The sequence below is a fragment of the Variovorax sp. J31P207 genome (assembly GCF_030316965.1).
Classification (GTDB): Bacteria; Pseudomonadota; Gammaproteobacteria; order Burkholderiales; family Burkholderiaceae_C; genus Variovorax; species Variovorax ginsengisoli_B.
In genome coordinates, this window is the sequence record NZ_JASZYN010000002.1 from 861,957 (window position 1) to 877,195 (window position 15,239).

12 protein-coding genes are annotated in these 15,239 nt (G+C 64.1%); 6 read left to right on the plus strand and 6 right to left on the minus strand.

Annotated features, from left to right (window positions below):
- The first annotated feature begins 8 nt into the window (after positions 1–8).
- Entirely contained in the window at positions 9–977 is a 969-nt protein-coding gene (locus tag QTI68_RS09735; protein WP_286521215.1) for an NAD(P)H-dependent flavin oxidoreductase, read from the plus strand.
- A 57-nt stretch (positions 978–1,034) separates the two neighbouring features.
- Here the strand turns inward: QTI68_RS09735 and QTI68_RS09740 are convergent, their stop codons facing one another.
- Positions 1,035–2,192, minus strand: coding sequence for an acyl-CoA dehydrogenase family protein (locus QTI68_RS09740; protein ID WP_286521217.1), 1,158 nt, complete (start codon positions 2,190–2,192; stop codon positions 1,035–1,037).
- Between the two features lie 36 nt (positions 2,193–2,228).
- A complete protein-coding gene (locus tag QTI68_RS09745; protein ID WP_286521219.1) occupies positions 2,229–3,896 on the minus strand; it encodes a long-chain-fatty-acid--CoA ligase in 1,668 nt (555 codons plus the stop codon).
- 154 nt (positions 3,897–4,050) lie between these two features.
- Between QTI68_RS09745 and QTI68_RS09750 the strand changes: the two genes are divergently transcribed.
- From QTI68_RS09750 to QTI68_RS09770, 5 genes are read left to right on the plus strand one after another with little or no spacing between them, the layout of a single operon-like run.
- Positions 4,051–4,887, plus strand: a complete 837-nt coding sequence (locus QTI68_RS09750; protein ID WP_286521220.1) for an SDR family oxidoreductase — start codon at positions 4,051–4,053, stop codon at positions 4,885–4,887.
- On the plus strand, positions 4,884–6,092 hold the full coding sequence (locus tag QTI68_RS09755) for an acetyl-CoA C-acetyltransferase (RefSeq protein ID WP_286521222.1): 1,209 nt from the start codon (positions 4,884–4,886) through the stop codon (positions 6,090–6,092). The genes QTI68_RS09750 and QTI68_RS09755 overlap by 4 nt, the downstream gene beginning before the upstream one ends.
- 7 nt (positions 6,093–6,099) lie before the next feature.
- Entirely contained in the window at positions 6,100–8,244 is a 2,145-nt protein-coding gene (locus QTI68_RS09760) for a 3-hydroxyacyl-CoA dehydrogenase NAD-binding domain-containing protein (protein WP_286521223.1), read from the plus strand.
- Between the two features lie 30 nt (positions 8,245–8,274).
- A complete protein-coding gene (locus tag QTI68_RS09765) occupies positions 8,275–9,249 on the plus strand; it encodes a Bug family tripartite tricarboxylate transporter substrate binding protein (RefSeq protein WP_286521224.1) in 975 nt (324 codons plus the stop codon).
- A gap of 1 nt (position 9,250) precedes the next feature.
- A complete protein-coding gene (locus QTI68_RS09770; protein WP_286521225.1) occupies positions 9,251–10,303 on the plus strand; it encodes an AraC family transcriptional regulator in 1,053 nt (350 codons plus the stop codon).
- Here the strand turns inward: QTI68_RS09770 and QTI68_RS09775 are convergent.
- Genes QTI68_RS09775 through QTI68_RS09790 form a run of 4 tightly spaced genes read right to left on the minus strand, consistent with a single transcriptional unit; the run spans position 10,290 to position 14,889 of the window.
- Positions 10,290–11,084, minus strand: coding sequence for an SDR family NAD(P)-dependent oxidoreductase (locus QTI68_RS09775; protein WP_286521227.1), 795 nt, complete (start codon positions 11,082–11,084; stop codon positions 10,290–10,292). The genes QTI68_RS09770 and QTI68_RS09775 overlap by 14 nt on opposite strands.
- A gap of 30 nt (positions 11,085–11,114) precedes the next feature.
- Entirely contained in the window at positions 11,115–12,521 is a 1,407-nt protein-coding gene (locus QTI68_RS09780) for an aldehyde dehydrogenase family protein (protein ID WP_286521229.1), read from the minus strand.
- 39 nt (positions 12,522–12,560) lie between these two features.
- On the minus strand, positions 12,561–13,826 hold the full coding sequence (locus tag QTI68_RS09785; protein ID WP_286521230.1) for a cytochrome P450: 1,266 nt from the start codon (positions 13,824–13,826) through the stop codon (positions 12,561–12,563).
- A 40-nt stretch (positions 13,827–13,866) separates the two neighbouring features.
- Positions 13,867–14,889: a PDR/VanB family oxidoreductase gene (locus tag QTI68_RS09790; protein ID WP_286521232.1), complete on the minus strand. Its 1,023-nt coding sequence runs from the start codon at positions 14,887–14,889 to the stop codon at positions 13,867–13,869.
- Positions 14,890–15,239 lie beyond the last annotated feature (350 nt).

Here is a 15,239-nt window from a genome sequence, read left to right on the forward strand (position 1 = left end):
TTCAGGCCATGAAGAACGCCGTTGCCGAGTTGCTCGGTATTCGATACCCGATCGTTCAGGGCGGGATGCAGTGGGTCGGCACGGCGGAGATGGCTTCGGCCGTCTCCAATGCCGGCGGCCTTGGAACACTCAGCGCCCTGACGCAAGCCACGCCGGAAGCCCTGGGTCAGGAGATCGACCGCTGCCGGTCCATGACGGATCAGCCCTTTGCCGTCAACGTCACCATGCTGCGCACCGTGACACCGCCTCCCTATGCGGAGATCTTCGACACCATCATCCGCCACGGCGTTCGCGTTGTGGAAACGGCGGGCAACGTGCCGGCCGAAGTTTTCGAAAAGCTCATAGGCGCAGGACTGGTGGTGATCCACAAATGCACCTCGGTTCGACATGCGCGTGCGGCGGAACGGCGCGGCGTGCATATCGTGAGCATCGACGGCTTCGAATGCGCGGGCCATCCGGGCGAGGATGACGTGCCCGGCCTGGTGCTGATTCCCGCAGCCACTGCCGCCTTGAGTATCCCGGTCATCGCCTCCGGGGGCATCGCCGATGGCCGCGGCATGGCCGCTGCGCTGACCCTGGGCGCGCAGGGCGTGAACATGGGGACCCGATTCGTCGCCACGCGTGAGGCGCCCGTGCATGAGGGCATCAAGCAGGCGCTGATCTCCGCGAAGGAAACCGACACCCGCCTCATGTTTCGCACACTGCGCAACACCGCGCGCGTTCTGGCCAATGCCATCTCCGAGGAAGTCGTATCGCTGGAGCGTCGACCAGGCGGCTGCAGTTTCGAACAGCTGCGCCCTCTGGTAGCCGGCGCCCGGGGGCGCGCCACGCTCTCCAGCGGCGCGATCGACGATGGCGTGGTGTGGGCCGGTCAGGTGGTGGGCCTGATCGACGACATCCCCAGCTGCAAGGAACTGCTGGACCGCATGATGGCCCAATGCCGGGAGCGTCTGGCCGCCGCGTCGGCAATCCTGTGAGCGGCGTGGACCCAGCCGTCGCGCGAGCACCAGCTGGTCCGCCTCCCACAGTTTCAGTCAGCGCACCCGCTTCTCGAGTTCGCGCGCGATCAGTTCCTTCATGATCTCGTTGGTTCCTGCCAGGATGCGGTGGATCCGGACATTCTGGTAGAGACGAGCGATCGGGTACTCGAGCATGTAGCCGGCGCCGCCATACAACTGGACGCACTCGTCCACTACCTGTCCGCATGCCTCCGTCACCCACCACTTGGCCATTGCGGCAGTGCCGCCGTCCAGCACGCCGTCGGTCAGCTTCTCCACGCACTGATCGACCAAGGCACGCGCCAGCACGGCCTTGGTTTCGCACTCGGCGAGTTTGAACCGGGTGTTCTGCATCGAAATCAGCGCTTGGCCGAACACCTTGCGGTCGGCCGCGAATGCCAGCGTCTCGTCGATCGCGCGTTCCATGCAGGCCAGGGCCACCGCGGCAGTGATGACGCGCTCGCGACTCAGCTCCTTCATGAGCTGACGAAAGCCCTGCCCTTCCTCCGGGCCCAACAGGTTGGCTCGGGGTACGCGCATCTCGTCGAAGAAGAGCTCCGCAGTGTCCTGCGAATGCAAACCGACTTTCGCCAGCGTTCTCCCTCTGCGAAAGCCCTGCACCTTGTCGGTCTCGACCACCACGATCGAGATGCCGCGGGCGCCCTGGGACGGATCGGTCTTCAGCACCAGACACACCAAGTTCGCGGTGCTGCCATTGGTGATGTAGGTCTTTGCCCCATTGATCACATAGTCGTCACCATCCCTGCGAGCCGTCGTGCGGATGCTCTGCAGATCGGAGCCGGTGCCAGGCTCTGTCATCGCAAGCCCCCCGACAAGCTCGCCGGTGGCCATCTTCGGCAGCCACTCGCGCTTTTGCGCTTCGCTGGCGAAGTTTTCGATGTAGTGCGCCACGATGCCGCTGTGCAACGCATTCCCGAGTCCCGGGCATAGCATTCGGGCCTGCTCCGAGAAGAGCACCATCTCGTGCTTGAAGTTCCCGCCCGCGCCACCGTAGTCCTCCGAGATGGCGGGGCACAGCAAGCCCGCGGCGCCAGCCTTGAACCAGACTTCCCGGTCAACCACCTGTTGACGCGACCACCGCTCCTCGTGAGGGACAAGTTCCGCTTCATAGAAGCGGCGCGCGCTGTCTTGCAGCGTCTCCAGTTCAGGGGTCATCCACGATGACGTGCGCATGTTGGGTCTTCCTTGTGTGTTGTGATGCGACGGGGATCAGGCGGCAGCGCGGCGCGACTCCTGCAGGCCGCGCCAGTCGATCTTTCCCGTGCCGGAGCGCGGCAGGCGGTCGACAAATTCCACTTCCTTCGGGCACTTGTAGGTCGCCATCTGGCCATGTGCCCACTCGACCAATTCCTGGGATTCGAGCTTCGCTCCGTCACGAAGGACCACGACCGCGCGAACCTGTTCGCCACGGGTTGGATGCGGCACGGCGATCACGCATGCTTCCTGAATGTCGGGGTGGCGATGGATCAACGATTCCACCTCCGAAGGCCACACCTTGTAGCCGCCGACATTGATCATCCGTTTGAGACGATCGACCAGGAAGTGGTAGCCGTCCTCGTCGCGTACCACCAGGTCGCCGGTGCGCAGCCACCGCTTTCCATCGCGGATCACGAAGGAGGCCTGGTTCGCTTGGTCGTCATGCCAATAGCCCGGGGACACCTGGTCGCCGGAGACCCAGAGCTCGCCACTTTCAGGCGTCTTGCCGGCCGGGTAGGGCTCCAACGTGGCCGGGTCCACGACCATGGCATGGACTCCGAACGTCGGGATGCCCAGGCACTGGCGCTTGCTGTTCTGGAACGGATTGGCCAGCAGCATCGCCGCGGTTTCTGTCATCCCGTAGCCCTCCATGTACAGGATTCCGAGTTGATTGGACAGACGCTCGTTCACCGCCTCGGGCAGCGCCGCGCCACCGCCGGTGATGACTTTCAGGCTTTGCAGCGCGTTCGAAGGCAGATCGGGCAAGGCAAGCAAGTCGAGGAGCATCGGCGGAGCGGCGCCCCAACGGTTGACGCGCTGCTGCGCCATCAATCGTGCTGCGCGCCAGGCGTCCCATCGCGGCAACAGAACCACTGTCGCCGCCAGATAGGTGGTGGTGTTGACCATGGCCTGGAGACCGAGCATGTGGAACATCGGCGATGCGCCGAAGAACCGGGTCTCGGCCGTATCTTCACGCCAGATTGCCGCGGTGACCGCGCCCGTCATGAGCGATCGATGGGTGTGCGTGCAGCCCTTCGGACGAGCGGTTGTGCCCGAGGTGTATGCGATCAGACACAGGTCATCCGGGCCCGACGCGGCGGGCGCCGGCTCGAGACCTGCTGCCAGAGCCTCGGTCCACCGGGTCACACGCGGATGATCAACCGTCGCTGAGCATGCGGCGAACCAGTCCGGAGTATCTGGCTCCAGATTCTCCAGTCCTTCGCTGTAGGCGAAGACGATGGCCTGGTCGATCTCCTGCCCCATCAGCGGCTCCAAGCGCGGACACAGCTCCTGGGCGACGATCGCCACGCGCGCCCCGCAATCCTGTGCGACATGCTTGAACTCTTCGGACAGGTTCATCGGGTTGATCGGCACCACGATGGCATCGGCGCGTTGGATGGCGTGGTAGGCCGTGACGAACTGAGTGGAGCTTTGCGCACTCAGGATCACCCGGTCTCCGCGCCTGACGCCGCATCGCTGCTGTAACCAGGCCGCCAGGCGCTGGGCGTCGCGCCAAAGCTCGCCGAAAGTCGTGCGATGCCCGTACACGGAATAGGCCACCTTGCGCGGGTAGCGCCTGGCCGCGATTTCAAGATTGGCAACCAGCGTGGTTTCCGGAACCTGCAAGGTCGCAGGCAGCCCCTTGGGCCAGAAAGGGGACGGGATCGTCTCAGTCGTCATGGCATTCGTCTCTTCTTTTGATTCGCAGTGCGGCGTCTGCGCCAGGCCGATACTAATGTCATTCGCACGTTGGTTCAACCAATACAATTCTTCTTGACAGGCCGACACGCTCTCCGCGATATTCCAACGGTTCAACCATTATCCGTAGGGCGCCTTGATTTCAGATTTCCGTCCAGACTTGCTGCGAGGCAAGGTCGCTCTTGTTGCCGGGGCATCCGGCGGCATCAATCTGGCCATCGCGCGGCGCCTTGGCGCTGCGGGAGCGCGTCTGGCCATCCTCAGCCGCGACGAGCAGAGGATCTCCGACGCGGCCCGCCAATTGGAGGCCGAGGGCTTGCAAGTGCTCGCGTGCGCCGCCGACGTTCGCAACTACGACGCCGTCGAAGCGGTGGTTCGCCGTGCGGTGGAACGCTTTGGCCCACTCGATATCGTGGTATCGGGCGCGGCTGGGAACTTTCACGCTGGCGCCGCCAATCTTTCGGCCAACGGCTTCAAGACCGTGATCGACATCGATCTGATCGGCAACTTCAACGTCCTGAGGGCTGGCTTCGACCACCTGCGCAAGCCGGGCGCGTCATTGATCTCCATCTCCGCTCCAGGCGGATCGGTTCCCGGTCTGTTCCAGGTGCATGCCAACGCAGCCAAGGCCGGCATCAACATGACGGTCCGCTGCCTGGCCATGGAATGGGGGCCCGCGGGCGTGCGCGTCAACGCGCTTTCACCGGGCCCGATCGCGGGGACGGCCGGGATGCAGAAGCTTGCCGCCACCCCCGAACGGGAGCGCGCCATCAAGGCCCGCCTGCCGCTGCGTGAATTCGGCAGCCTCGATGACATCACCGGTGCCGCTCTCTTCCTGGCGAGCGATGCGTCCCGCTATGTCACCGGAACGGTCCTGGACTGCGACGGCGGCATGCGCCTGGGCGATGCGTCCGGCGACGCGCTCGCGCCAGTCCCCATCTCTCAACCCATTCAAACGGAAGTACGTCCATGAAGGAAGCATTCATCTACGACGCGCTGCGCACGCCGCGCGGCAAGGGACGCCAGGACGGCGCCCTCTTCGAAGTAAATCCCGTCGACCTGCTCGCCGGACTCATGAAGGCGATGGAACGCCGCACCGGCATTGACACCTCGCAAATCGAGGATGCGTTGATCGGGTGTGTGATGCCCTACGGCGAGCAAGGCGGATGCATTGCAAAGACCGCCGCACTTCGCGCGGGTTGGGACTGGCAGGTTCCCGGCGTGCAGCTCGACCGCTACTGTGGTTCGGGCCTGGAGGCCATGAACATTGCCGCCCAGAAGGTGCGCTCCGGATGGGAAGACCTGATCGTGGCCGGCGGCGTCGAATCGATGTCGCGTATCGCAATGGGGGGAGCGCCCGGCCCGCGAGACACCAAGCCTGAGATGGTGTTTCAGCTCAAGCCGGTCCCGACCGGCGTCGCCGCAGACCTGCTCGCAACCTTGGACGGGCACACCCGCGAAGACGTCGACCAATACGCCGTGCGCTCCCAACAGCGCGCGGCCCATGCCCGCGCCAATGGCTACTTCTCCAAATCGCTGGAGCCCGTACGAGATGCCAACGGCCTCACCATCCTGTCGGAGGATGAGCTGATCCGGCCGGACAGCTCGGTCGAGAAGCTGGGCCAGCTCAAACCTTCGTTCCAGGCCATGGGCGAGTTGGGCGGCTTCGATGCGCTCGCCCAGATGAAATACCCGGAGCTGGATCGCATCCGCCATGTGCACACCGGCGGCAACTCCTCGGGCATCGTCGACGGTGCGTCACTGCTCTTGATCGGCTCCGAAGACAAAGGCCGCGATCTGGGGCTGAAGCCGCGCGCCCGTGTCGTCTCCGTCGCTGTGGTCGGGACCGAACCGACATTGATGCTGGCGGGCCCCGCGCCAGCCAGCCGCCTGGCGCTGAAGAAGGCCGGCTTGCGCATCGAGGACATCGACCTCATCGAGATCAACGAGGCGTTTTCCTCCGTGGTTCTTCGCTTCCTCCAGGAGATGCAGGTCGACCCGGAGAAGGTCAACGTGAACGGCGGCGCCATCGCCATGGGCCACCCGTTGGGCGCTACGGGCGCCATGCTGGTCGGCACCCTGCTCGACGAGCTCGAACGACGCAATCTGCGCCGCGGCCTCATCACGCTCTGCGTCGCCGGCGGCATGGGCATCGCCACCATCATTGAACGAGTGTGAGGACCGCATGAGCAGCATCCACTACCAAAAAGACACCGACGACATCGTCACCTTGACGATCGACATGCCGGGCCAGTCCGCCAACACCATGAACGGGGCGTTCCGTGCCGACTATGCGGCCATGGCGGCACGGCTCGAGGCGGAGCGCGAGTCGATTGCCGGCGTCATCCTGACATCGGCGAAGAAGACCTTCTTTGCCGGCGGCGACCTCAACAGCCTCCTGGCCGCAAGCGCAGACCAGAAGGCCGAGCTCTTCGCACGCGCCGAATCCATGAAGGCCTCGATGCGCCGCATCGAAAGGCTGGGCAAGCCGGTCGTCGCAACCATCAACGGCGCGGCACTCGGCGGCGGCTTCGAGCTGTGCCTTGCATGCCATGCACGGTTCGCACTCGACCACCCATCCGTGACGCTGGGTCTGCCGGAGGCCGGCCTGGGCCTGCTGCCCGGCGGCGGCGGTGTCGTGCGCCTGGTTCGGATGCTCGGCCTGGAGGCGGCCGTTCCCCTGCTGACCGACGGCAGCACTTTCGCGCCTGCACGCGCTCTCGAACTGAAGCTCCTGGACGGACTCGCGCCGGACCAGGCGGAACTGATGCGGCTGGCGCGGCAGTGGATCCTCGATCACCCGGAGCCTGCCCAGCCCTGGGACCAGAAGGGCTGGCGCCTGCCCGGTTCGACCGCGCAAGCGCCCGCCGCACTGGCCTTCCTGCGTACGGCGCCCGTCCTCCTCGTGAAGAAGACGCGCGGCTGCTACCCCGCCCCCCTGGCCATCTTGTCTGCCGCAGTGGAAGGCGCGGTGGTGGACTTCGACACTGCCAGTCGAATCGAAAGCCGCCATTTCGTCGGGCTTGCCACCGGGCCGGTGGCGAAGAACCTGATCACCACCTTCTTCTTCCAGATGAACGAGATCAAGGCGGGCAAGGGAAGGCCCGAAGGCGTGCCGCCCGCCACCTTCCAACGCGTGGGCGTTCTCGGCGCCGGCATGATGGGCGCCGGCATCGCCTTCGCCAACGCAACGCACGGCATCGCCACGGTCCTGAAGGATGTTTCGGCGGAGCAGGCAAGCAAAGGCAAGGCCCACAGCGAGAAGCTGTTGGCGAAGCGAATCGCCAAGGGCGCGATGACCGAGGCCCGACGCGACCAGATCCTGCAGACCATCACCCCCACAGCGGACGCTGCCGACCTCGCGGGCTGCGAACTGATCATCGAGGCCGTGTTCGAGAAGCGCGAACTGAAGGCGCAGGTGACGGCCGAGGCCGAGCCTCGACTGGGCGAAGGCGGCATCTTCGCTTCCAACACATCCACGCTGCCCATCAGCGGCCTGGCGCAAGCCAGCGCGCATCCAGAGCGATTCATCGGCCTGCATTTCTTCTCTCCGGTGGACCGCATGCCGCTGGTCGAGGTCATCAAGGGGCAGAAGACCTCCCCCGAGACGCTGGCCCGGGCACTCGACTACGTCAAGCAGATCGGCAAGACGCCCATCGTCGTGAACGACTCCCGAGGCTTCTTCACCAGCCGCGTGTTCGGGACCTTCACCAAAGAGGGGGCAGCCATGCTCGGCGAGGGCGTGCCGGCGGCACAGGTCGAGAACGCGGCGCTGGGCGTTGGCATGCCTGTCGGCCCGCTGTCGGTGATGGACGAGACCTCCATGGCACTCAGCCTGTCGGTCAAACGCCAGGCCGAAGCGGACCTGGCGGCCGAAGGCAAATCGTTCCCGTCGCATCCCGGCTGGGCCGTCATCGAACGCATGGCCGAAGGGCTGGGGCGCCCCGGGCGCGCCAGTGGGGGCGGCTTCTATGACTACCCGGAAGGCGAACCCAAGCGGCTTTGGCCGGGCCTGGACGCCGAATTCGGCAGGACGGGCGTCGCCATTCCGATGCAGGACTTGCGCGACCGCATTCTCTACGTGCAGGCGATCGAAGCAATCCGGATCATGCAGGAAGGCGTCATCGACAGCGCACGCGACGCCAACATCGGTTCGGTCCTTGGAATCGGCTTTCCGCGCTGGACCGGCGGTGTCTTGCAGTTCGTCAACATGGTCGGACTGCGCGACTTCGCAATGCGGGCGTCCGAACTTGCTCGGCGCTACGGCGAACGCTTCGAGCCCCCGGCTTTGCTGCTGGACATGGCCGAACGGAATCAGCGCTTCACTTGACCCAACAATCAGCAGAAGAAGGAGACAATCATGTTCAACAGGCGTGCGGCGCTCACGGCGTTGCTATCGGTTTCCGCGGCACCCAGCTTGCTGGCTCAGGAGGCGCCCTGGCCTTCCAGGCCCATCACACTGGTGTTGCCGTTTCCAGCGGGAGGCCAGACCGATGCCGTGGCCCGCAATCTAGCGCGGGCGCTCGAGGCGTCGCTGGGGCAGCCCGTGGTGGTCGACAATCGGCCGGGCGCGAATTCGCTGATCGGCACCAACTTCGTGGCCCGCGCCGCTCCGGACGGATACACCCTGCTGCTCAACATGACCGCATTGGTGACCAATCCCATCCTGCTGCCGAACGTCACCTACGACGCGTTCAAGGACTTTGCGCCGATCTACCGCCTCTACGAGATTCCTGCGGTCTGGGCCGTGCCACCCGGCAAGGCTCAAACTCTGGACCAGTTCATCAAGCAGGCGCAAGCATCCAAGCTGCCCCTGAACTTTGCAACCACGGGACACGCGTCGAGCTCGCACTATTTCGGCGAAATCTTCGCGCGCGGCGCCGGCATCCAGCTCAACCACGTGCCTTACAAGGGCGAAACGCCTTTGCTCCCCGACCTGGTGAGCGGCCGTATCGATGCGGCGGTCGTTTCGAGCGCCAGCGCCGTCCAGTTTGGAAAGGATGGGCGCATTCGACCACTCGCCGTGTCCGGGAAGAATCGTTGGAAGGCACTGCCCGACCTACCGACGTTCGTCGAATTGGGCATTCCTGGGATGACGACGGAAACCTACTGCGGCATCTTCGCGCCGACCCGCACACCCCAGCCGGTCATCGACAAGCTCAATGCTGCGATCAGCCGCATCGCCAGCACGACCGAATTCCAGAACCAGATGATCGCGACCGGGCTGGAAGTGGCCCCCCCGCTGACGCCGACCCAGTTTGCCGCGCTGATGAGAAAGTCGCACGAGGAATGGACCGCCATCAAGAAAGAAAGCGCCATCAAGCTCGACGCGTGAAATGAAGGGGTCGGATCCGGAGACCCAAGAGCCCGCCGACCGCATGGAAGGCGGGCTGCCCCTTTGCTATCTGGAGGCCTTGCTTCGACCCGCGCGGTCAAGGGGCCATGACACGGACGGCCTGCTGAAGCGCTGCGGCTTGCTTCCTTTGCCGCTGGCCGACGCGTCACACCCGGTGAACCTGCTGCAGTTCGGGCGCACGATGCGGGCCCTGCAAAGAATGCTGCGCGACGAAATGCTCGCGCTCAACAGCCGCCCCCTGCCCCCTGGGACCTTGGCCCTGGTGGTCCGCCAGATGCTTCAATGCCAGACGCTCGGAGATGCGCTGCGCCTGGGCTGCAGCCTGTATCGGCTGGCGATGGACGACTTCGCGATTCGATTGAGACTGGACGACGGCGATGCCGTCTTGCAGGTGGTCGATATTCGGCCAGGCCACGAGCATCGCACGACCGCCCATCTCGTGCTGACCTACGGGGCCATCGGCCTGATGTCATGGATGGTGCAAAGGCACATACCTCTGCGGGCCGTGGTCTTGCCGGGCGTGCTTCCCGGATGCGCCAACGCGCCGCCTCTCTTCGACGAACCGGCCTCGTTGGGCGGTCCGGGGCAGATCCGGTTCGACGCAAGCTGGTTGAGCGCCCGTGTCGTGGTCGACATGAAGACCTTCTCGAGCTTTGCGCTCTACTGGCCAGCGCGCCGGCTGCCACCCAACAGTGGCGTACGGGCGATGGTCGTGCGCGTGCGTCGGTGCCTGCGACAGTGGGAAATCTGCGGCCTCCCCACCCTCCCTGAACTGGCTGATTCGATGGGGCTGTCTGCCAAGCTGCTGCACCGTCGTTTGCAGGACGAGGGGCAGAGCTACCGAGCCATTGTCGACACGATGCGCTGCGAGGAGGCCATTCGCCTGCTGGGCGATCCGCACCTGACGGTCACCGAGATTGGCTACCGCCTGGGCTTTTCAGAGCCCAGCGCCTTTCACCGCGCCTTCAAGCGCGGCACCGGGCAGACGCCAATGGCCTACAGGCATCTGCTGGCCAAGGTCACTGGGCGCTGAAGCCGCCATCGACGGTCAGCTCGGAACCCGTCACGTACTGGGATTCGTCGGCGCACAGGAATGCAATGACATTGGCGACGTCCAGCGGTTGAGCCGCGCGCCCCAGTGGAGTCCGCTGCGCCACCATGCTCACGGCCGCGTCGAGCGATGGCAATGGTGCACCGTACTTGATCATGTCGGTCATCGAGCCAAGGCCCAAGGGCGTCTCCACCAGACCCGGATGCACCGAGTTCACCCGAATCTTCAGCTTTCCCATCTCGATGGCCAAGGCTTTCGTCAGCAATCGAACCGCGCCTTTCGACGTGCAGTAGGCCGAGTGCATGCTGCCGCCTTTCAACCCGAGGATCGACGAGAGATTGACGATGGAGGCACCTCCCGATTCCTCGGCCGCTCGCGCCAGGAGGGACTGCGCGGCCTGGCAACCCAGCCAGACGCTGTCGACGTTGACGGTCTGCTGGCGTCGATACAGCTCGAAGTCGGTTTGCTGGAAGGGCCGCACGACCATCAGGCCAGCGCTGTTGACCAGGCCGTCGAGCCGACCGTTTTGGCGTTCGATCACCTGCATCACGTCCCGCCAGGCCTCCGGCTGCGTCACATCATGATGAAGGAATGAAGCCCTTCCTCCTTCGGCTTCGATGCGGCGGCAAGTCTCGGCAGCGCCGTCGCGGTCAATATCGCTCGCATGGATCCGTGCACCGCGCGCGGCAAGCGACAGGCAGGTTTGACGGCCAATGCCGCTTGCGGCACCGGTGACGAGGATGACTTTGTCCTTGAGTTGCATGAAATCGCCTTGGGGTCTGGAGTTGCGGCCTTAGCGGCTGCGTTTGATGGTGATGGTTTGCGTCTGCGTGTAGCTCAGCAGGCCGTCGCGCCCGTTTTCCACGCCCACGCCCGACTGCTTGTGACCAGCCATCGGCCTGTGCGGCGAGGCCGCCTGGATCTCATTGATCCAGACAGTCCCGGTATGGAGTCGCTTGGCGATCGCCAGCGCTTGGCCTTCGTCGCGCGACCATACGGACCCCGCCAGCCCGTAGTCGGAAGCATTGGCGCGGGCCACCACCTCGTCGATGCTGTCGAACTTCAGCAGCGGCAGGATGGGTCCGAACGGCTCTTCCTTGACGATGCGCGAATCCTCTGGCGGGTTGTCCACGAGCGTGACCGGAATGAAGAAGCCAGGGCCGGCCGGCCGCTCGCCGCCGCACAACAGCCTCATGTCGCGCTGCTTGCAATCCTCGAGCAGGTCGAGCAAGCGCTCGAACTGACGGCGGTTCTGGACCGGCCCGAGTTCCATGCCTTCCTTGTCACCAGGCCCCATGGGCGCGGTTCGAGCCAGTTCCACGAACGCTGCGACCATCCGGTCGTAGATATTCGAATGAATGTAGATGCGCTTGGCCGCGATGCAGATCTGTCCGCTGTTGACGAAGGCGCCCCAGAAGAGCGTGCGGGCCACCGCATCGACATCGACGTCGGGCATCACGATGGCTGCGTCGTTGCCGCCAAGTTCGAGAGTCAACCGCTTGAGATCTCTCGAAGCGCTGCGCATCACCAGGCGGCCGGTTTCCGATGACCCGGTGAACGAGATCTTGTCCAAGCCAGCATGCTCGGACATCCGGGGACCCAACGCATCGCCGCCACTGACAATGTTGAGAACGCCTGGAGGCAAGACATCCCTCAGCAACTCGCCGATCCGAAGCGTGGTCAGCGGCGTGAACGGTGAGGGCTTGAGCACCATGGTGTTGCCCGTCAGCAATGCCGGAGCAATCTTCCAGGCGGCGAGCACCACGGGGTAGTTCCAGGGCACCATCGCGCCCACCACGCCGATGGGGACCCGACGGATGCCCGCATAGGATTCCGGCGTATCCTGGAGAATCTCTTCCGGCAACGCCATGCCCGCGAACTCGCCATACCAGTAGGCGGCAACAGCAACTTCGGAACGTGCCTTGGCGAGCGGCTTGCCTTGCTCGCGAGTGAGCAAGGTGGCGAGTTCTTCCTGATGCACCATGTAGGTCTTGGCGATCGCACGAAGCAGGTCTTGTCGCACTTGCCAGGATGTCGCCGACCACGCCGGCAGAGCCTCCCGTGCCGCTAGCACGGCTTCATCCAATTGCTCGGGCGTGGCATCTGGTGCCTGTGCAAATACCTCTTCTGTTGCCGGATTCACCACCGGAATCGCGCCTGCGGAGGGAGCAGCGCGCCCCGCGATGGTCATCGTGTACATGTCTGTCATGTCGATGGGGCCTTTCGCTTGCTGCATGGCTCAGGCGGCCATGCGAGCGGACGCGTACCGCACCGGCAATGTCTTCAATCCACCTACCTGGTTGGTCGAGATGAAGTTCGGTTCGCCATCGAGCTCCAACCACTCGGTCCGCGCGAGCAGTTCCGAGAAGAACGCACGCATGCTGGCACGGGCGAGGTTCTGGCCCAGGCATGCATGAACGCCGTAGCCGAATGCGATCTGTCGGTTCGGACTGCGATCCAACTTGAAGCGGAGAGGATCTTCGAAGACCTCTTCATCGAAGTTCGCGCTGTGATACATCAAGGCTAGCTCCTGCCCGGCACGGATCGTCTTGCCTCGAAGTTCGAAGTCCTGCGTCGCAGTCCGCACAAAGTGCTTGACGGGCGACGCAAAGCGGAACATTTCCTCCACCGCGGTCGGCATCAACTCAGGGCCGGCGCGAAGACGCTCTTGCTCAGCTGGATTGCGCAGCAGGTAGTACAGGCCACTTCCCATCGAAGAACTGGTGGTGTCATGCCCCGCCGTGGCAAGGATCACGTAGTAGGAAACCGCTTCCATGAGTCCCAGCGGTTGGCCATCCACCTGCGCATGCGCGATCGACGAATCCAGATCTTCGGTCTGGGGCCGTGACCGGCGATCGGCAAGCAGCTTTCCGAAGTAAGCAAAGTACTCTTTCGCCACTGCCCCCTTGCCCTGACCTTCGCTGCCCTCACGGCGCAGCGTTTCGTCCTTCGGCGCAAGGAACTGCTGGGTAAGGTGCAAGAGGTAGGCGTGATCGCTTTCCGGAACGTTCAGCAGTCCCATGATGATTCTCAGCGGGTACCACACGGCGATGTCGTTGTAGAAGTCGCACCGTCCGTCGCGCTCCAGCATTTGGGTCACCAGATCGCTCGCCCGCTCACGAATGACGGCATCTAGCCGCTTGATGCTGGCCGGCATGAACCAAGCCTGGGTCAACCCCCTGTATTTCCTATGATCCGTGCCATCCATATGGATCATGGTTCGCACCATCTTTCCGCCAGTCGCCGCCGTCTCCTCCGCCCGGATGCGTGACTCTTCATCGTTCAACAGGAAGGTCTTCGGCTCAGCGACAAATACGTCAGGGTGCTTTCCGACCTCGATGACGTCGGCATGCTTCGTCACCGCCCAGAACGGTGGATGATCTGGTGCGTCAGTCCAATGCAGCGGATCGTTTCGACGCACCCATTGAAAGGTGGCGTGCATGTTCTCGATGTTCGAGAACAACTCATGGCTGGCAAGGGCCTGGTCGAGTTCGGCGATGTTCATGGCGGGTGTCTCCTTGTTGTGGCCAGGTGGATGGTTGCGTCTAGAGGTCGATGCGGAGTTCTGAGGAACGCGCGCGCGAGCAACACGGCGTGAAGCAGTCATTTCTGCGGCGATCGTCGTCCGTCAGATAGCAGTCCCGGTGTTCCGGCTCCCCTTCGAGCACAGTCGTCACGCACGTGCCGCAAACCCCCTGCTCGCATGAGACGACCAATGGAACACCTGCCGCCTGCAGGGCGGAGGCAGCGCTGCATCCTGCAGGCACGTGCACGCGCTGGCCGCTCGACGACAGGATCAGATCAAAGGCGGCGTCCTTCTCTGCAGCGTCAACTGCCTTGACGGGCGGCGCGAAGAACTCGCGATGCAGTTGTTCCGGCGCCCAGCCGAGCGCTTTTGCCGTGGACAACACGTGCTCGATGAAGCCGCCAGGCCCGCAAACGTAGATATGAGTGTGTTCGGACGGTGACGCCAACACTTGCGCCGCTTCGAAGCGTTGGGCGGCGTTTCCATCGTCGTGGTGAATGTGCACGCGACCTGCGAATCGAGACTCTGCGAGCCGTGAGGAAAACGCCGTTCGCGCGGCTTCACGCGTGCAGTAGTGAAGCACGAAGTCGCCGTCCGTCTCGCACAGGCGCTCCGCCATTGCCAGCAGGGGGGTGATGCCGATGCCACCAGCAAGCAGCAGGCTGCGCTTGGCTCGGATCTGCAGCGGAAACTCGTTTCGGGGTGCACTGGTACGCAACAGGTTGCCCGGCTTGACGCGCTCATGCAATGCAGATGAACCGCCGCGCGAATCGGGCTCGCGCAGGACTGCAATCGTGTAGCGCTCCGTTTCGGTGGGGGAGTTGCACACCGAATAGGCTCGAACGATTCCAGGGGCCGTCTCGACCAACAGGTGGGCGCCGGCTTCGAAAGGTGGCAACGGGGCGCCGTCCGGGTCCACCAGATCGAATGCGACGACGCCAACTGCTTCACAACGGCGTTGCGCCACCCGAAGCTGCAACGGCAAATGAGTTGCCCTATCGTCGCGCGCGAGCGCGTCGGCCGTGAATGCCTGGCTTGCCATGGCCTTGTCTCCTTGTTCTTCCCTCAGCGAATCCAGTTCCCGCTGAGTTGAGGAGACGATATCGAAGGGCGGTGCCCACGACGATGACTTCAAATGCCAGAACCATTGACCGGGATCGCCTGAAGTCGGCGATTCCTACCGCTAGCCGGCGCAAGCACCCAGAGTCATGACCATGGAGGCGTACAGGCGATGTCGCCGCCGATGGGGCAGCGCGATGTCGCGCAAGCGTCCAGCAACTCGCAGCAGAACACCTCCCGCTTTTCAGGCAGGGAAGTTCAACGCTCCATCTCGGCGGTAGTCCCGGTTGGACTCGCTTGACGTGCTCCCCGGACGGCTAGCGATTTCGCGTG